This is a genomic window from Serratia sp. AXJ-M, from assembly GCF_046531865.1.
GTDB lineage: Bacteria > Pseudomonadota > Gammaproteobacteria > Enterobacterales > Enterobacteriaceae > Serratia > Serratia liquefaciens.
On record NZ_CP059395.1, the window covers coordinates 178855 to 197554 of the forward strand.

Consider the following 18700-nt stretch of genomic DNA (forward strand, 5'->3'; position numbering starts at 1 on the left):
GTTGTTATCCATCACCAATAAGAACGGTTATCATTATCACTTTCAAGCATTTTATTTATATATACCCAAAAGATCCGCCGCCCCCCTATAGGGACTGTTGGTGAGCCCAGATAGTGGCTCTTCGCCGAAACCCTCGAAAATTTTGTCACGTTTGTCACTTAAAAATGAAGCCGGATTATCAGTTTTGCCTGACTCGACTCAGTGTCCTGTAAACCGTCGGGCGTGAAACAGAAAATAATTCTGCCAGATCGCTGATTGAGTACTGGCCGGTTTCCCGCATACGGCACAGCTCTTTTTGTTGTTTTTCAGACAGTTTCGGCTGCTTCCCCCTCAATTTTCCTTTCGCCCGGGCAATCGCCATGCCTTCGCGAGTCCGCAGGCGTATCAGGTCGCCTTCAAATTCGGCAAACGTCGCCAGCACGTTAAAAAACATCTTCCCCATAGGATCTGCCGGATCGTAGAGGCTGGCTCCCAGCGCCAGCTTCACCCCTCTGGCCTGCAGCGCATCGGCTATCTGACGCGCATCAGGAACCGACCGGGCCAGGCGATCAAGTTTCGGAACGACCAACGTATCGCCACTGCGAACGGCGGCCAGCGCCTGATCCAGTCCGGGCCGTTGCCGGTTTGAGCCGGTCAGCCCTTTATCGAGGTAAATCCGGTCCGTAGATACACCGAGTTTCATCAGTGCCTCCTGCTGGGCGGTTAAATCTTGTTTATCAGTAGAGCATCGGGCATATCCGATCCGTATTTCAGTCATAAATGTGTACGTTTAAGGGGCCATGAAAGAGATTGATATCGTACCAGTTATGTGAGACAAGATCAGCGGTGATTTTAACTGAAGCGCAAATGTTATTTTTTACTGTCCGCAGAGCGATCCTCTTACGGACATTATTTCCGGGGTCAGGATGACAACTCGCAACAAAGCGACAGGCAAAAGTGAACGACTGGCAGTTTTAAATAGTGCCGAGCAGGAAGCTCTGTATGCTCTCCCGGATTTCGATGATGCTCAGCGACTGGAGTTTCTGGCGCTGGATGAATCTGAACTGGCGCTGGCCTGCAGTCGTCGGGGGCTTCCCGCTCAAATGTATTGCATCATCCAGATCGCTTACTTTAAAGCCAAGCACCTGTTTTTCCGCTTCGGGTGGGATGATGTTCCGGACGACTGCAGCTTTGTCCTGAGCCGTTATTTCCCCGGGGAGTCACTGCCTGACAAATCACCCACTAAGCACGAGCGCTATGCTCAGCGGGAAAAAATCTGCGCGCGGTATGGTTACCGCCCCTGGTCATCGGCACTGTCTTCAGCGCTTGAACAACAGGCCGCCCATATTGTCCACCGCGATGTCACCCCCGGCTTTGTCGCCACAGAGTTGATCATCTGGCTCAACGCGCACAAAATCATCCGACCTGGCTATAGCACGCTCCAGGAGCTGGTAAGCCGGACGCTTTCTGATGAAAGGCAGCGTCTGGGGCGTATCCTGACGGAGCGGCTTGATGACGCCACCATGGATGGTCTGAACACGCTGATTGAACGCGATGATACCCTTTCCCGGCTGGCGATCCTCAGGCAGGATGCACGTGATTTCGGCTGGCGTCAGATGGTTCAGGAACGGGAAAAACGGGCCATACTGGCGTCATTGCACCGCAAAGCCTGCGACATCCTGCCGGCACTGAATATTTCTCAGCAGAATCTGCTTTACTACGCCAGCCTGGCAAATTTCTATACCGTTTATGATCTCCGAGAACTGAAGCCCGATCAGACCCGCCTTTAACTACTGTGCTATTCATGGGTTCGTTACCGCCAGTTTAGCGATAACCTGGTGGATGCGATGTTTTTCCATATGAAACAGCTCGAGGATGAGAGCCGCAGCGTGGCCAAACAGCTTCTGGCCGACGTCCAGGAAAAACACCGGCGTGAAACGTCTAAAATCGGACGGCTGTTATCGCTTTACGTTGATGACAGCGTCCCGGATCCGACCACTTTTGGCGAAGTCCGCCGGCGTGCATGGAAAATCATGCCTCGGGAGACGCTGAAAACCACCGCACAGCGCATGAGTGTAAAACCCGTCAGTAAACTGGCGCTGCAGTGGCAGGCCGTGGACGGTATGACGGCATTAATCCGGCGTCACCTGCGGCCATTATTTTTGTCACTCGACCTCACCAGCGTTGTCCACGACAGCCCGTGGGCTGAAGCGCTGAGCTGGCTCAGAATGGTGTTCAGCAAAAAGCAAACGCTTTCACAGCGGTCACTGGCGGAATGCCCGCCGGGCACATTACCGGAGCGGCTGCGCCCGTATCTGCTGGAGTTCGGCGAGGATGGCGAGCCCACAGGCCTGAACGCCGGGCGCTATGAGTTCTGGCTCTACCGCCAGATAAGAAAGCGTTTTCAGGCGGGTGAATTTCACCTCAATGACAGTCTCCGCCACCGCCATCTTTCTGATGAACTGGTACCGGAAAGGGAACAGGCCGCTGTCCTGGCTGAAATGAATATTCCGTTTTTGCAAAAACCGGTTAAATCGCAGCTCAAGGCGCTGGAGTCCGAATTGCACCGGCAGTGGAAAGCCTTCAACCGCGAGCTGAAGCAGGGGAAGCTGAAACATCTGGAATACGATGCAGTAACGCAGAAACTGACCTGGCATAAGTCCGTGGTCAGCCGTCATAAGGCGCAGGAGAAGCGATTTTATGAACAGTTGCCTGACCGACGTCTTCCGGTTTGTTAACAGCCAGTGCCGGTTTCTTCATGCCATGAAGCCGCTGCAACCCCGCTATGCCAAAAAGAATGCCGATGCAGACAGCCTGATGGCGGTCATCGTTGCCCAGGCGATGAATCATGGTAATCATGTGATGGCACGAACCAGTGATATACCGTTCCATGTGCTGGAAACCACGTACGAACAGTACCTCCGCCTGGCGTCACTGGTCACGGCCAATGACTGCATCACCGATGCCATAGAGGCACTGCCGATTTTCCCGCACTATTCGTTTGATCCGGAAACGCTTTATGGTGCCGTTGACGGGCAGAAGTTTGGCGTTGAGCGGCCGACGGTAAAGGCCCGGCATTCGCGTAAATACTTCGGCCGTGGTAAAGGCATGGTGGCCTACACGCTGCTGTGTAACCACATCCAGATCAACGGTTATCTGATTGGCACAAACGACTATGAAGCCCACCATGTCTTTGATATCTGGTACCGCAACACCTCAGAGGTGAAACCCACGGCTATCACCGGCGACATGCACAGCATCAACAAAGCCAACTTTGCGATCCTGCACTGGTTTGGCCTGCGCTTTGAGCCTCATTTTACGGACCTTAACAGGCAGTTACAGACACTGTACTGCATCAGAGAGCCATCGGCCTATAAAAAATGCCTAATCCAGCCCGTCGGACAAATTGACCGGAAGCTTATTATCCGCGAGAAAAGCAATCTCGATCGCATCGTCGCCACGCTGGGGCTGAAAGAAATGAGGCAGGGGACGCTGGTCCGCAAACTGTGCACATACACCACGACCAATCCGACCCGGCAGGCACTATTTGAATATGACCGGTTGGTACGCAGCATTTACACGCTGAAGTATCTGCGCGATCCGCAGCTGGAACGCAACATCCGGCGTTCCCAGAACCGAATTGAATCTTATCACCAGCTGCGTGCCGCAGTGGCCAAAGTCGGCGGAAAGAAAGAGTTAACCGGGAAAAATGACATTGAAACAGACATCAGCAACCAGTGCGGGCGGCTGGTTTCCAATGCGATCTTATATTACAACTCGGCGATCCTATCGCGATTGCTGAAACGACTGGAAACGGAAGGCAATACCAAAGGCATAGAAGCTCTGGCCCGGATATCACCGGTGGCCTGGCAACACATTTTGCTGAACGGACATTATACCTTCCAGAACAGCAATGAAATTATTGATCTGGATAAATTGGTTGCCCGGCTGAAACTAGGGTAACATATTTATGGATATAACCAATTGATAAAAATGGGGTAATGTTGACAAAAGGATAATTTTACCTTTGGTGGTTTACAACGTCATTAATAAGACCTCTCTAGCCACAGCCTATTAGTATTGTTCTTATAAAGTTTTTTTTCGATGAAATTGTTTTTATTTTCCGAAAGAAAAATGAGAGCGGTCCCGTATCCTTTCGTTGGATCTATAAATAGCTTGCTGAGCTCTGCCTTAAAATAGTTAAGTTTACCTCGAGCAGGATCAATGACTTGGAACCATCCATTTTTGTAGCCAGTGTAAACAATAAAATGCCCACCGTTAGTTTTAGTTTTAAGTATCGTTGGCGAATTAACATTCTCAAGATCAGACATGGTTATTTTTAACCCGACACTTGATATGCCAAACTTCTTTGATGTGATGAATAAATCGAGCAGAGAATATTCAGGTTTCAGACCGATAAAAAAGAATAGATTCTTCTCTGAAGTGTTCTTATTAAAATACATATTGAATACATAGGCTAGCGAAGCGATACCACAAGAGTTATCCATAAGTTGTGGTTCAACCCCATTTGTACGGTAGTCTATCATTGTGTTTTTTATCATCTCTCGTGGTTTGCTCTGAGGGTAAACTTGTACAGAGAACATATAGAGTGTAATGATTAATGTAAATTTTTTAATGAAAGCACTCTCATTAATCATGAGCACTACCCCCAAAGAAATAATACGAACAAATAATTATCAGACTAACCAGAATGGCGATAAAAAAACTTACGGAAGAGTCTATTTTTTTGGCTGCCTTTTTATTTATTATCTTAATAATTACAGAAATAATGAACCAAATAAACATCAATAATGGGGTGGCGTACAAGTAGATATTCAAATATTATATCCTCACAATCAATCACAAGGTTAATACATTTATTTGCTTATGCCTGATTGCCATAATTTTTTCTAAATGAGAATCGATAAATGTGTTGATGTATTGACATCTCAATTAAACTAATGGCATTGAACACATGAACGATTCATTACTTTCTTCCATGAGGATGGATCGTCAATGGCTTTCCTAAATATATCATCCATTTTCGATGGTGCCATGCCGGGCATGTTTTTTAAGTGTTCTTTTGCCCAGTTTGGATTGTTAAGTATGGTATTTAACTCTGCCTGAGTAGGAACCGCGTCAAGTGGGGGGCCAATTTTATGTTTATTTTGTCCGAGAGCTCCTTCTCCTGCCAGGCCTCCAAAGAATAAACCGCCAGACTCCATTAGCATAAATTTGGTTATTGTTGTTGCGCCAGAGACCCCACCACTAAAGGCTCCGCTAGCAGCAGCAAGGACTGCATCAGTAGTGTTAAATTCCTTTCCTGAAATAGCTAACATGGCAGCATAGGAGCTTAAACTAATTGCCATACCTTGTGCTGCTCCCCATAGCAATGGAACCAAAACTACAGGAATAGCTTTGCCTTTTGTGTTTGCCATTTCAGCATCAGTCATCACCTGATGTGGAAAGTATTCCAGGTTGTCAATTTTTCCAAACGATGCTTTTGCCACTGCATTGTTGGACAATAATATTGTTGAAAGCAGCGTCCAAAGAATGGTTGTTTTCATTATACTCTCCATGAAAAATCAAGGGAAAACGTGTTGGCATTCATACCGCCGAGCTCGTGGTCAATTGTAAAGTCCACAACTAAATTTTTCCAACTGTTAAACGTTACTCCACTTATTATTGCACTTGATGTATCCCAGGATGGAGTATGCGGATTTCTTTTTTTTGTGGTATATATATCTTTGGATGCTCCAAATTTGATATCCACATCGTTATTTAAAGCAATGCTGAGTATACCTGCGGTTGAAAAATAGCGGTATTTTATATCATCCTTCTTACTGGATATTCCATCGATATAGGAAGGATAAAGAGTGAGAACTACGGGATCCATAACCCAGCTAAATGAGGATGATAGTGTATAATTGTTAACATTACCTGCCTTAAATCCTGACCCTACGCTTAGCACCGTTAACGGATAGAAATTATCAAGGCGATATGATAAGCCGACGTTATAATTATCTGCATTTCCTTTTGTTTCTGAGTTAAGGTTTAACTGTGAATCTGATGTGTCCTTTCTGGTATATTTACCGAACCAGGTTCCCCGTAAAGAAAAATTATCTGTCAAACCATATTTGAAAGAAGCATACCCACTAAGTTGTTTCGTTTTATTGTTAACGACTGACACCGAATTATCGAGGAAAAAAGAGCCTAGAGATGTGATATTTAACGTATACTGAGGAAGCGTGCTGGACTTGTTGTTTTCATAAATAGATATACCAGAACTGATAGTCCATTTATTTTTCTCTGGCAAAAAATCTTCAATTTTATAGATACTTCCCCCTGCGCCCATTACCAGATTTGGCGGGTTTTCTGCGTAAGCAAAATCAGTCTCCAGGCACATAGCCAAGATAGCAAAAGAACAAAAACGTCGTTTCATGTTGTTTCAACATCCATTGTTGATAATGATTATCGTTATCTTTATGTGGATTTTGCCATATGTATTCAGCTTGTCAATAAGTGAAAGTAATTGTTTCTTGTCGACAACAGGCCTGGCCTCAGCAAGAGCCCGCGGGAGAAGCGGCGGACGGCCTTACAAAATGACGCCAATAAAATTGCGATTGGCAATGGCATCAATGGGACGGCCAGAGACGAAAGTCAGTACGTTATGCCAGGAGCTGGGGATAACCCGACAAACGCTGTACCGTCACATTTCCCCAGATGGTCAACTGCGAGCTGACGGAATAAAGCTGCTCAACCGGGGATAATTTCGGAGAACGGAAAAATCTGGGGTTCCGGCGTAGAACCCCGATCTGCACCTTGCGAAATGGGTCACCCGCAAATATAAGCGGGTACACGGTAGCCAGGCTCAGGCATATGAATGGTTGAGAAGGATACAGAGCGCTAAGCCCTGCCTGTTTGCACACTGGGAAATTGGTACGCGGCGTGAACGGTCAACGACAAGAGCCGGATGACGGGAGAGTGTCACGTCCGGTTCCGTGGGAGCGCAGGGGGGAAGTTCCCTTGCGCGACCCGATAACCCCGAGTTGCAAAAACGGGAGTGACCATTGATTCGATATCCAAACTGACCCCCAATATATTTATCGGAGTTGGGAATATGAAACTAGGTCTTTAGCTTAATTATGAAATTTATTTCAGCGAACACTGGGTGTTTTTTGATAGGATATGACAATCAATTAAAAACTACCGATCGTTAATAACCATTGTATTAAAATGGTTTATAGGAGTACCTTTTACTTTCGATAGAGAGGACAACAACATTGAAAATGTCGCCATTTATTCCTGTTTTAAGAAATGTCCGAAATTATAAAAACTATTTTTCAAGGAAATAGAATATGCTTGCTTTGACTCGGTATTGCACCGACATAGAAGTAATGGTTGCATCTTTGTGCGGCGCATTGGTCTGGATTATGACACAACGGTGCTTTAATTGGAGGAAGCAACCCGCTTTATTTCTCGTTTCGTTTGTTATGGGAATAATGGGGGGGGATGTGACTCTGGATATTGTCAAGAGCATGGTGCCTGGGGTTTTTTCAGATGAAAGAACTATCGGGGCTTTCCTGTGTAGCGCTTTAATTATTACGCTTATAATAAATATCACACACAAAATAAACCTGATTAGCAAAAATAAGTGATAATTAAGGTGGGTAATATGTTTATTAGGTTTTTACATAAGTTTATAGGCGATTGTTTTGTTGGTTGATGATTGTGTTTTTTATGTAAAAACCAATGGTTTTTTTGTTATTCCAATAAAATATTTGTTTAATAAATTAAACTTATTTTACGAGAAAAAACAGGGTGAAATACGTCAGATGGGATGTATTAATCAGTCACTGAAGATCGAACAAATAAAAGGAAATCCGAGATGATACTGAGCGAACGGGGGCTTAGCTTGATTAAGCACTTTGAAGGTAAGCGCCTACAGGCATACCTATGTGCGGCTGGAGTCTGGACAATCGGCTACGGCCATACCGATGATGTGCGGCCCGGTGACGTTATTGACGATATGAAGGCAGACTCCTTTCTAAGAAGGGATGTAACAGTATCTGAAAATATCGTCAGACGTTTTGTCCGAGCTCCCCTTAATCAAGATCAGTTTGATGCTTTGGTCTCTTTTGTTTTCAATATTGGCATACGAAATTTTGAGTCGTCCACTATGCTGAAAAAACTCAATGCCGGTGATAGTGTCGGGGCATCTGATGAGTTTTTGCGTTGGGTTTATGCGGCCGGAAAATCAATTTCAGGATTGGTATTTCGCAGGCAGGCAGAGAAACGACTGTTCCTGAGCTTAGGGTGAAAGGATTTTATAGAATTATATTTCTCACATTGTCATTGGAAATGTCAATGTGGTTGTTTTTTTTAAATTAAAAATGACGTTAAGTGATGACAGTCTTTGTGTTCCATCAAAATACATAAGGTTGCGATATGCATATTGTCATTGGAGATGATTAATTCTGGCGCCTTCTTTAGGTTGGGTAAAACACAAGTTCAAGAAGAGAATAATTGATTGATATCATGAAAATGCTAAGTGATAATTAATAAAACACCCAATTTTTGAGTGTATTACTTGCTAAAAATGCAAGGAGCATTAATTGCGTGGTGAGTATTAGTGGCTATAATAATAAAAGATATTTTTAGTTAAACAAGTACTTGGGTTAATAGATTTAATTTCTGAAACATAGATGGGTTTTTATATATTTCTAGATAATGATTGTAAAGAGGAGATACATATGACTGATATATCAACCAGTGGTTGGGACGTGGTCAGTATTACCGACCTTGATACCATGAATGCAATTGTTAATTCTGATGGACTTTATCCGTCAGATTTCTCAGCAAGTGACAGTGTGCTAGGCGCTAAGATTGATCTTGAAGGAAAGTGGGGTAAATGGGATATAAGCAATAATTCAAGCGGAGGAAAGATCAACATCCGGTGTGAAATTTGTAGCGGTACCGTTGAATACGGTGGGGTTAAGGTTGATATTAATGACGATAATAATTACTCATATGTTGAAATTGAAGTAATGTTGAAAGGTATTCAAGCTAGCCCAGAAAAATGGACCTCGGGTGATGATGAGGTTACAGAAGATACCCTGTGTCATCAGCTTATGATGGACACTAGCAATATAGTTATTGTAACGGATTCTGACTTTACTGGCTCTGCTATGGGTCAGGATGGGCTTACTTATATCGTACCAGACTTATTCCAGGAGTGGTTTAACGATAATGTTGACAAATTCGGGCAGATTTTCTCCGTCATTCTCCTCGGTCTCGAGGCTGGCAACAGCGATTTTCAGTGGCTTTATCCCTCCGCATACAGTTATGCGTCCAACAGCTCAATAGACGGAAATACTACCGGGTTTGGCGTGCTGACTTTGGTTGACGGAGATATGGATACCGGGAACCTCCAGCAGAGTATTGACATTCAGGCTCTTAATCTTGTTAAGAGTTACGGAGCTAATCTAGCACTGGTCGTCAGTAAGTCCATGTTTGTTAAGCACATCCTTCTGCCTGCTGCCATCAGCATTGTCAAAGATTCCACCGATAGTGATTTTACCATCAGTGATACCGGTCTTTCCCTGACCAATAACAGGGAAATGGTCTGGCAGAATTTCGATGATGGGAAAGGACACACTGTTTCCCCTACCATTCCGAAAGAAAATTTCATACTCACTCTGCAATCAGATTATATCCATCTCTCCATGATGGGGGCTCATTACATGCCTCATGCAGGAGTAACTGTCTATATGGGGGTTGAACAGGACTTTAGATATAAAGTAGAAAAAAATGGTGAAGGAGAACCCGTGTTTGTACCCGATGAAAAGGGGATGGGCGATGCACAGATTTCTTGTTTCTGTAAATTTGATTCGTGGCTTGGTGCTCTTGAATTAGCGATGGGTATTATTTCATCCATTGCCGGAGTTATAGCCCTGGGCACAGGTTTTGCAGATGCAATAGCAGCTGGGGCTGCAGAAACAATGGCTATCGAAGAAGAAGAGCTGGTTATCAATTTTACGTTTAATATTGGTCGTTTTGAAATAACCACAAACGCTCTGGCTGACCTCGCTGTTGCTATCCAGGACGGAGTGATCTCCAACCCGACAATTTTTAATGTCGTGAAAATTGCCTCCATCGTTACAGCGGCTACCACCGGCATCGCTTTTGGTTCGATTATGATAGCTGAAGCTGTCTATAAGGGTATTTATAAGGAGGTCCCGTCTTTTCGCTCTATTGCGAATGCTATCACCGGCAGTGCCGTGTGGCCCAACATCAAAAATACCGAACTGAAATCTGCCTCTCTGGCTGACAGCTTTGTTATCGGGCTTGAACTCAAATAAGTGAGGTGTGCATACATGGATATGTATGGTTGGGACATAGTCTGCGCAGTGTCCTGTACTGAGCTGAACAAAAAACTCAAAACTGCTTCCCGAGATGCTTTTGGTCAGTTCAGCTGGTCTGATGAGGAAGGTAACAAGATTTCAGGCGAGTTTGAAGGGTGGGAAATCGTGGCTGGCGGGGATGCACAGCGTATTAATATTATTACCGCTGTCAGCACCGGAAGGCTAGAGGCAGAAGTTCTCGGTCGGCGTATTGACGTGCCCGTTGACGGACTTTGCCCTGAACTTCAGGTTGAGTTGACGTTTGTTAATGCAGGAACCGGCGATAACACCACACACCTGAAGTTTAACCTTGCCCGTGTGGATAAAAGGGATGATGCCATTTCTGCGGGGAGTGGCAGTGTCGTGGTGCTCAATCCGGATACAGCTCTGCTTTTTCCGACTTCAGAGTCTATTATACCTAAGCTTTACAGCGATATGATGGCTGACATGCTGGTTGTCATGAAGAATAAAATCAATTTTATCTTTGCTGAGGTGACGGATATGCCCGCTGGAAGTGAAGTTTCATGGTTAAAACCCGCCATGCTTGCTTATGCTTACAATGAAAAGTTGAATTGTCACCTGGGTTGCCTGGCCGTGCTGGCCACTCTGGATAATTATGCCGATCCCAGACCTGTGCCTGAGCAGCTAATTTTTGACTCGGCGCTTGTCCGGGAGGGCGGCAGTAAGGGGTTTATGCTGTCCCGGTATATGTTTATGGCCCATATTGTTTATCCCGGCTTGCCCAGCGTACTTAAGGGCTCGACTCTGGAGCAGTATTATGTTGATGGCAATGGTGCCATAAGAAATTCTTTACCCGTGTCCTTAAACAAGGTGGAGGGTTATACGCCATATATTAACAACCTTGAAATTGAGATTGTTGATAACCGTGTTGTCATTAATAATACTTATGGACGTTGTGATGTGGGAAAGGATCAGAGTTATAACACATTTGAACTGTCGGGGAAGTATGCTCCGGAATTATCGATCAGCGGAGACCGGTACAGCGTACTACTGAATAATACGAATGGTCCGCACCTGAATGTTGAAATACATGACTCTATGGCCAAATGGCTTTGGCTTTTTGGCGGTAAGCTGGTCGACGAACTTCTGCATCGGATTAAGGATGAAATGAACAGTCTTCTTTTTGAGTTTAGTTCAAAAATGAATTTTGATATTTTACCTGTAACGTTCAATGCAGAGGCTATTTACAGCAACTGCGGGCTGGCTGAAAATTTCTATATGCAAAATTGATTATTATTTGGGGAGGGGTATGGGTGGTTTCACTACTTTGACAGGCATAGAAACATTTGATTTATTGATGACTACAAACCAATATGGTGGTGCAGGTGAAAATATGCAAGGTGATGATTTATTTGTTATATTTAGGGGGCGGGATAATACCGGTCGTCTTTTACTTGTTGATTCTGCAAAAATAATTGAGTGTTTATCCAAAGAGTATATAAAGTTAATTAACTACATTGGAAGCGGGGCTTACACGGTAAGCCTTGAAGAAAGCAATCCTAAAAAAAATGACCTTATACTAAAAGAGAATTTTGGCTATAGCAAATCTTATTATCATGTGATTAAATTCACCGTAAGTGAAACATTTAAAAGTGCTGCTGTCAGTGTTGCCATTAACATGGATGGAACAAATTTTATTTCAACCTCATTTGTTTCTGATGAGCACCCAAGGAGAAGTCCGCCCAGTTTTGCCATGATTAAATAACATGTGCTTTTTACTTTAATTTGATTTTGTGGTCGCCTATTATGATAAAATCCAGCAGTAGGATAGCAGGTTTTCTTTGTTTTTTTGATTAAAGCCATGCAATAAAAACATAATTATGATGGCTATTTTATTTGATTACACTGTCTATAGATTGTTTGTAAAGGTTAAGTATGAAATTTTTAGTTAATGTGTTTTCGTCGCTAGCCCTTTTTCTTTTGCTTTATTTTTCTCAATTACCTATTGTAGAGGCAGTAAGTTGTGATTATTCACTCGAAAATGATAAAATTATATATAGTACGCAAGTTGATGTTTATAATGGAAAGTATTATATAAAAACAAAATTGAATGACAATTATGTTATGATGAAAGTTTATAATGGTAACAATAGTGATGTTATGGAAATTATGAATTTGGCAAAAATTGCCCAGGTATTAGGGAGTAAAGTAAATATTTGTTACTATAACTATTCGAGTGGTGCTCAAATATATGCCTTGGAGTTGCAGTAATCTAATAAGCGCTGGGTGATAATAATTTGGGAGTAGTGCACCTTAGGAGATTTGGGGGGGGGGGGGGCTTTCTGTATTAATATCGTGACAACGAACGAGTTAAGTGATTCTTTTAATATGCTCATGAAAGGGGGCTCTTATGAGCGATTTTGAGTTCTGCTTGCTAAGATAACTTGTTTTTTAATGCCGAAATATATAATTATATTTTAATATGGTGGTTTTTTGCTTGATTATATCTTCATTAAAAATAAGCGATAAGGGTTTTATGAAAAAGGTTATGATGTTCCTCGTCACGCTGTCGTTTTTTTTGTCGCTACCTTCTCAGGCTATAAATATACTCTATAGAAGCGATCAGCGAGCTCCTGAGGAAGTTTTTAGATATGGGTTTAGAAATTTGGGGGAGAACGATAATATTCTCTCTCATGTTGAAGGTGAATCCTGCATCTCAGGAACAAGAGATTCCGCTTTTGTTGCGACAACTACATCAAATACTTTTGCTGAACGATTTTCCCGAGATGTTAGGGCGGGGGATCCTTTTTGGGTTTACTCAATAAGACCTTCTAATAACTTTTACTCAGTGTATTCAAGTCTTATGTATGCATATAATGCTTCTCATAACGATATATTCCGGAGGACGGCTGAAACTTTCAGCGAACAAGGCGAATATGCAGCATTTGGTGGAGTTGAGTCACGGCAAATCATGGGGGCTTGGCTTTATCGCTCGAATGGTCCCGGCGTTCCTGCAACCAGACTTTCATACACAGTAAATCCTGGCTATATTGATGAGGACACTCATGTAAATACGGAGCCTTATGTCGTTTACTATTTGCCTTCAGTCACAAGTAGTCTTTTATCATGCGAAAGTTGTGTTAACTCATCCTCCCATAGTTTTTATATTAAAAATAACAAAGGTGACTTGGCGGAAAAGATAATTTACTGTAAAAGATTGTTTTATGTGATTTTGTTTGATTGATGATAATTGTCGGTGTCAATTTCGTACAGGCGGTTTGCTGAAAGAAAAAGGAAAAGATATTGGAAATTAAAATTATAGTGGAGAGCGTTATTAATACCGAGGTGCTATGAGAGGGCCGCTGTTCAGAGCCAGGTTGCAGTTGTGGGATGTGTATGCGCACATAACAGTTTAGTATTACCTGAACCTTCATTGAAAAGCGAATAGATTGTAAACATAGTGGGATAAAAAGTATATAAGCACACAGTTAATCGTTATAGGAGGGTAAAATGCAAAATAATCTCGTTGACATCCCTGATGAAGAGTTGAGAAAAGCGATTTGTTCCGTTTTGAATAAAGATGTGAGTGAGGATGTAACAATTGACGACATGGAACAAATTAAGGAGTTGAGTTTTTGGGCAGATAAGGAGGTAACGACACTTGAAGGATTGCAATATGCCAGTAACTTAATTATGTTGTCTATTGGCTTTTATGGTTATGGTGGGAGTGATTTAAGTTATCTTCCTAAGAAGCTAAGTGTTTTATCATTAGTTCTATCCAGAAAAACAGACTTCAAAAAAATCACTTTGCTTGATGATTTGTTCAAGTTAACAATCATTGACAATGAGGGGTTAATGGATTTTAATGATTTAATTGGCGTTAATACTGAACTGATGTACTTTGATTATACATCGGGAGTTTATTGCAATAATAATTCAAAATCATTGAATTTTGTAATGCCGTTAACTAACATTACATCTATTACAACTAAAAACTGCGATGTTTTAAATGAAAATGGAGAGCCATTGTATTTGGGGGTTTTGAATAATAAATCTTTCGAATTGAATTATTCTGCGTCGAACACTACATTGGTTGATATTTCAGACTTTGAAAGAAAGGGATTTGGTTTTTTTAAATTTAATTCTTTCATCGAAATCTTTGACCCTTTGGTTGGGAGTGAGGATATTTATATGTTTCAAAATGTGTTTAACTCCACGGGTGGTAGAATTCCTGTATTAGGCATGTATCCTCCAGGTGAGTATAATGAGAAAACAGGTGATGTGATTTTTAAAAATACTAAGGGTGCAGATTATGTTGGTTATTCAGTTGAAAAATTAGGGGGGAGGGTTGATTTCAGCGGGGTTTTACTTATAAAAAACGCAGTTTGATTAATATGGGGTTATCGGGTCGCGCAAGGGAACTTCCCCCCTGCGCTCCCACGGAACCGGACGTGACACTCTCCCGTCATCCGGCTCTTGTCGTTGACCGTTCACGCCGCGTACCAATTTCCCAGTGTGCAAACAGGCAGGGCTTAGCGCTCTGTATCCTTCTCAACCATTCATATGCCTGAGCCTGGCTACCGTGTACCCGCTTATATTTGCGGGTGACCCATTTCGCAAGGTGCAGATCTATATGACTGGCTATACAGTCCATCGCTGACCGATAAAAGCGCCCATAGTACTTAATCCAGCCTCGTAACATGGGATTGAGCCAGCGTGCCATTACTTCCAGAGACAACGGGATTTTGTGACTCAGATCCCAGCCCCGTACCGTCTGCCGGATTGCCTTCGCAGCTCTGGCGCTTATCGCTGGCAGGAAATTCACCGACAGCTCTCCCTCTTTCGAGAATGACTTTCTTGGCCTGAATGTATAGCCCAGAAAGTCGAAGCTGATTTCAGGGTATGCCTCCGTTCTTTCCCTGTCCTTGCAGTAGACGACTTTCGTCTTGCCTGGACTCATTTCCAGCTTACATTCACCCAGGCGTGCTCTGAGCCTGCCGCGCAACATCATTGCCTGCGCATGGCTCTTTGTAGTGGTTTACTGAATTTGGCCACCTGAACAGAGGTGATATGCTCACCTCAGAACAACACAGGTGCCATAATGAAAAAAAAGAAATTTCAGCGCAGAGTTTAAACGCGAATCCGCTCAACTGGTCGTTGACCAGAACTACACTGTGGCAGATGCAGCCAGCGCTATGGATGTCGGCCTTTCCACAATGACGCGATGGGTGAAACAATTACGTGATGAGCGGCAGGGAAAAACACCAAAAGCCTCCCCCATTACCCCGGAACAAATTGAAATCCGTGAGCTCAGGAAAAAGATGCAACGAATTGAAATGGAAAATGAAATATTAAAAAAGGCTACCGCGCTCTTGATGTCAGACTCCCTGAACAGTTCTCGATAATCGGGAAACTCAGGGCGCGTTATCCTGTGGCCACTCTCTGCCATGTGTTCGGGGTTCATCGCAGCAGCTACAAATACTGGAAAAACCGTCCTGAAAAGCCAGACGGCAGACGGGTTGTATTACGCAGTCAGGTATTTGAACTGCATGGCATCAGCCACGGCTCTGCCGGAGCAAGAAGCATCGCCACAATGGCAACCCAGAGAGGCTACCAGATGGGGCGCTGGCTTGCTGGCAGACTCATGAAAGAGCTGGGGCTGGTCAGTTGTCAGCAGCCGACTCACCGGTATAAGCGTGGCGGTCATGAGCACGTTGCTACCCCGAATCATCTTGAGCGACAGTTCGCCGTAACGGAATCAAATCAGGTGTGGTGCGGTGATGTGACCTATATCTGGACGGGTAAACGCTGGGCGTACCTCGCCGTTGTTCTCGACCTGTTCGCAAGAAAACCAGTGGGCTGGGCCATGTCGTTCTCGCCGGACAGCAGGCTCACCATGAAAGCACTGGAAATGGCATGGGAAACCCGTGGTAAGCCCGTCGGGGTGATGTTCCACAGCGATCAAGGCAGTCATTATACGAGCAGGCAGTTGCGGCAGTTACTGTGGCGATACCGGATCAGGCAGAGTATGAGTCGGCGTGGAAACTGCTGGGATAACAGCCCAATGGAGCGTTTCTTCAGGAGTCTGAAGAAGGAATGGGTGCCGGCGGCGGGCTATGTAAGCTTCAGCGATGCAGCTCACGCAATAACGGACTATATCGTTGGATATTACAGCGCACTAAGACCGCACGAATATAATAGTGGGTTACCACCAAACGAATCAGAAAACCGATACTGGAAAAACTCTAACGCGGTGGCCAGTTTTTGTTGACCACTACATTCCTGATGGCGGCTAGACGAGGGCGAATCGATCGGCGATTGCCCATTGATAAACCGATGATGTCTCGCCAGCAGGCTGGGACATGTGTCGTATTTCATGATGGATGGGGGACCGTAACGGGGCATTACGATCTCGGCACGCTTGATTTACCGCAGGATATTGCCCGTCTCCTGGCGGATGCCTTCCGCCAGCATCATGCCGCGTTGTCGCATAACTCTCAGCGCCATTGCTGGATTGCATTGCGGGGGTTTGCCCGCTTTGCGGCGGAAGACAGGCAAGTGTTGTCCGTGAATGATCTGAGTTCAGGCATGGTAGGGCGTTATATCGCGTGGTTGGAGCGGCAGAGCACAGGTACGACAAAGCAGCCCTGGTCTAAAGGCACGCGAGCGAATGTGTTGATGCAACTGCGCCAAATGATCGACTGGACGAAACGCCGTCATCCATCGCGACTGCCGGCCCGGATAGATTTTCCCGGGCGCATTTGGCCAAATCGGAATGCATCACCCCGCCCGCAATTGAGCAGCGATGAACTCAATATTATTTTGCGTGCCTGCAATGAGGATATTGACGAAGCCTGGGCCCGTTTCGAAACGGGAAGGCGCATTCTCTCTTCGTCTGGTAATCCGGAGGGGATTAAACTTGAGCTTTGTCGTTGTGTTCGTGCGCTGGCCCAATTGGAGCAAGGCGTTCATGGTTAGGAGATTGGATCGTGTCTTTTGAGAGCGACTGACCATAAATGGCCGCGCGCTGTATCCGCTGATGGTGCGACATTGTTATGGTTTATGTGTATAAATGGCTGTTTTTATGTATTTTTCATCTAAAACCTGTTTTTCAGGCGCACTGATCCAGGAGCGGTGCCTGAAGCCATCGTTTTTTCGCCATCCGATGTAGCCTGTCAGAGAGCAGTTTGGTGGCGTGTTCACCCGCCACGGCATCTGCAAAACGCAACCGGCCCTTGCACAGGATGCACTGGTACGGATCAGTGCCCAGGGAGCCCTTCATCAGCACCGCGAACCCGGGACGTTTTGGCTTTTCCCGTACCGTCATCTCCAGCGCTTCGTAGACCTTCGGCAGTAGCGAGCCCCGCTTGCGGTTGGCCAGAAAACCGTAATAGCGCACCATCTTAAAATGTCGCGCAGGAATATGGCTAACGTACCGCTGCAGCATCTCCTCCTGACTGATTTTCTGGCGTTTGTGTTGCTGCGTGCGGTGGTCGTAATACTGATGCACCACAGCCCCGCCGCGATAGTGGCGCAGCTGCGAAGCGGCCACCGGCGGGCGCTTCAGATAACGGCCCAGGTATTTCACGCTACGCCAGGCACCGCGGGTCTTTTTGGCAAAATGCACTTTCCAGTGCGCGGCGATATTGGGCATGCAGATAACGGTGCCACCGATCTTCATTACGGATATGACCGAGGCCCGGCAGGCCACCGGGGTTGATTTGCGAGTAGTTGTCGCGCAGCAGGTAAACCACGGCGTTACGCCAGATAGCTTCCACCTTTTTCTTTTTAAAGAACAGCTGCCGCCAGGTGACGTGTTTGATGTCGAGGCCGCCGCGGGTGACGGAGACGTGGATATGCGGGTGCTGATTGAGCTGCCGGCCGTAGGTATGGAGCGCACAGAAGATACCGACTTCATGCTGGAACAGCAGCTTTGCCGGTCGGGGAATACACATGGTGCAGAGTCTACAGGGGGGCAGGGGACAGGAAAAGGGCGTTGGTGCCAGCCGGCTCACGTCGCAGGCGTGCTCATTTTATGTCGGTGTCAGGGGATGCGCCACCGTACGAGCCGCCGGGCCGTCAGGCGGCACCGTGTTGATGTGAGGCTGGGGCTTAAAGACGGTTGAGGCAACAACGCTGCCGTGCTCGCACCGCTGGGGCGCTACGTTCTTTCGTATGGGTTAAATGACGCTGCAGCTATAGTATTAATTTAAATAAGAAAAATCCTATCAAATAATTTTATTTAAAATAGTTGACCATGGTAATTAGTTGGGGTTAGATTATAATCTGACTACAATCAGGGTAACATTAAGATGGCTGTGGTTTTATATTTCTTGGCGTTAAATGTTTTTTCGTGT

General features: G+C 45.0%; 16 protein-coding genes and 3 pseudogenes. 12 read left to right on the forward strand and 7 right to left on the reverse strand.

Annotated features, from left to right (window positions below; translation table 11 throughout):
- Window positions 1-178 precede the first annotated feature (178 nt).
- On the reverse strand, window positions 179-757 hold the full coding sequence (locus tag H0S68_RS25495; protein ID WP_410529520.1) for a recombinase family protein: 579 nt from the start codon (window positions 755-757) through the stop codon (window positions 179-181).
- A gap of 148 nt (window positions 758-905) precedes the next feature.
- Between H0S68_RS25495 and H0S68_RS25500 the strand changes: the two are divergent.
- A pseudogene (locus tag H0S68_RS25500) lies at window positions 906-3942 on the forward strand (Tn3 family transposase).
- An 83-nt stretch (window positions 3943-4025) separates the two neighbouring features.
- On the opposite strand, the gene H0S68_RS25505 reads toward H0S68_RS25500, so the two are convergent.
- The 3 genes from H0S68_RS25505 to H0S68_RS25515 all read right to left on the reverse strand — a co-directional run bounded on the left by H0S68_RS25505 (window position 4026) and on the right by H0S68_RS25515 (window position 6421).
- Window positions 4026-4637: a cysteine peptidase family C39 domain-containing protein gene (locus H0S68_RS25505; protein WP_410529521.1), complete on the reverse strand. Its 612-nt coding sequence runs from the start codon at window positions 4635-4637 to the stop codon at window positions 4026-4028.
- Between the two features lie 300 nt (window positions 4638-4937).
- Window positions 4938-5546 carry a hypothetical protein gene (locus H0S68_RS25510; protein WP_410529522.1) on the reverse strand — a complete coding sequence of 203 codons (609 nt, stop codon included), beginning with the start codon at window positions 5544-5546 and terminating at the stop codon, window positions 4938-4940.
- Complete coding sequence (locus H0S68_RS25515) at window positions 5546-6421, reverse strand: hypothetical protein (RefSeq protein WP_410529523.1); 876 nt, start codon at window positions 6419-6421, stop codon at window positions 5546-5548. The genes H0S68_RS25510 and H0S68_RS25515 overlap by 1 nt, the downstream gene beginning before the upstream one ends.
- A gap of 106 nt (window positions 6422-6527) precedes the next feature.
- On the opposite strand from H0S68_RS25515, the pseudogene H0S68_RS25520 reads away from it, so the two are divergent.
- The 9 genes and pseudogenes from H0S68_RS25520 to H0S68_RS25560 form a co-directional block, all read left to right on the forward strand.
- Window positions 6528-6749: pseudogene (locus tag H0S68_RS25520) on the forward strand (resolvase); the annotation flags it as partial.
- Window positions 6750-7376: 627 nt separating this feature from the next.
- On the forward strand, window positions 7377-7637 hold the full coding sequence (locus H0S68_RS25525) for a putative holin (protein ID WP_410529639.1): 261 nt from the start codon (window positions 7377-7379) through the stop codon (window positions 7635-7637).
- A 230-nt stretch (window positions 7638-7867) separates the two neighbouring features.
- A complete protein-coding gene (locus tag H0S68_RS25530; protein WP_410529524.1) occupies window positions 7868-8299 on the forward strand; it encodes a lysozyme in 432 nt (143 codons plus the stop codon).
- A gap of 433 nt (window positions 8300-8732) precedes the next feature.
- Window positions 8733-10340 (forward strand): TULIP family P47-like protein, encoded by a 1608-nt coding sequence (locus H0S68_RS25535; protein ID WP_410529525.1) that lies wholly within the window; start codon window positions 8733-8735, stop codon window positions 10338-10340.
- Window positions 10341-10355: 15 nt separating this feature from the next.
- Window positions 10356-11633, forward strand: coding sequence for a TULIP family P47-like protein (locus tag H0S68_RS25540; protein ID WP_410529526.1), 1278 nt, complete (start codon window positions 10356-10358; stop codon window positions 11631-11633).
- A 19-nt stretch (window positions 11634-11652) separates the two neighbouring features.
- The gene (locus H0S68_RS25545) at window positions 11653-12108 is read left to right on the forward strand and encodes a hypothetical protein (protein ID WP_410529527.1); all 456 of its coding nucleotides are present in this window, start codon (window positions 11653-11655) and stop codon (window positions 12106-12108) included.
- Between the two features lie 170 nt (window positions 12109-12278).
- Window positions 12279-12614, forward strand: coding sequence for a hypothetical protein (locus H0S68_RS25550; RefSeq protein WP_410529528.1), 336 nt, complete (start codon window positions 12279-12281; stop codon window positions 12612-12614).
- Window positions 12615-12879: 265 nt separating this feature from the next.
- Window positions 12880-13587, forward strand: coding sequence for an enterotoxin A family protein (locus H0S68_RS25555; protein ID WP_410529529.1), 708 nt, complete (start codon window positions 12880-12882; stop codon window positions 13585-13587).
- A 266-nt stretch (window positions 13588-13853) separates the two neighbouring features.
- Window positions 13854-14732 carry a hypothetical protein gene (locus H0S68_RS25560; RefSeq protein ID WP_410529530.1) on the forward strand — a complete coding sequence of 293 codons (879 nt, stop codon included), beginning with the start codon at window positions 13854-13856 and terminating at the stop codon, window positions 14730-14732.
- 76 nt (window positions 14733-14808) lie between these two features.
- Here the strand turns inward: H0S68_RS25560 and H0S68_RS25565 are convergent, their stop codons facing one another.
- Complete coding sequence (locus tag H0S68_RS25565) at window positions 14809-15354, reverse strand: group II intron maturase-specific domain-containing protein (RefSeq protein WP_410529531.1); 546 nt, start codon at window positions 15352-15354, stop codon at window positions 14809-14811.
- A gap of 90 nt (window positions 15355-15444) precedes the next feature.
- Here H0S68_RS25565 and H0S68_RS25570 point away from each other — a divergent pair.
- Window positions 15445-16614: pseudogene (locus H0S68_RS25570) on the forward strand (IS3 family transposase).
- A 65-nt stretch (window positions 16615-16679) separates the two neighbouring features.
- Entirely contained in the window at window positions 16680-17321 is a 642-nt protein-coding gene (locus H0S68_RS25575; protein ID WP_410529532.1) for a hypothetical protein, read from the forward strand.
- 133 nt (window positions 17322-17454) lie between these two features.
- Here H0S68_RS25575 and H0S68_RS25580 read toward each other — a convergent pair whose 3' ends face one another.
- Together H0S68_RS25580 and H0S68_RS25585 are read right to left on the reverse strand one after the other, a co-directional pair.
- Window positions 17455-17997 (reverse strand): transposase, encoded by a 543-nt coding sequence (locus H0S68_RS25580; protein ID WP_410529533.1) that lies wholly within the window; start codon window positions 17995-17997, stop codon window positions 17455-17457.
- Entirely contained in the window at window positions 17933-18298 is a 366-nt protein-coding gene (locus tag H0S68_RS25585) for a transposase (protein WP_410529534.1), read from the reverse strand. The genes H0S68_RS25580 and H0S68_RS25585 overlap by 65 nt, the downstream gene beginning before the upstream one ends.
- Window positions 18299-18700: the final 402 nt, after the last annotated feature.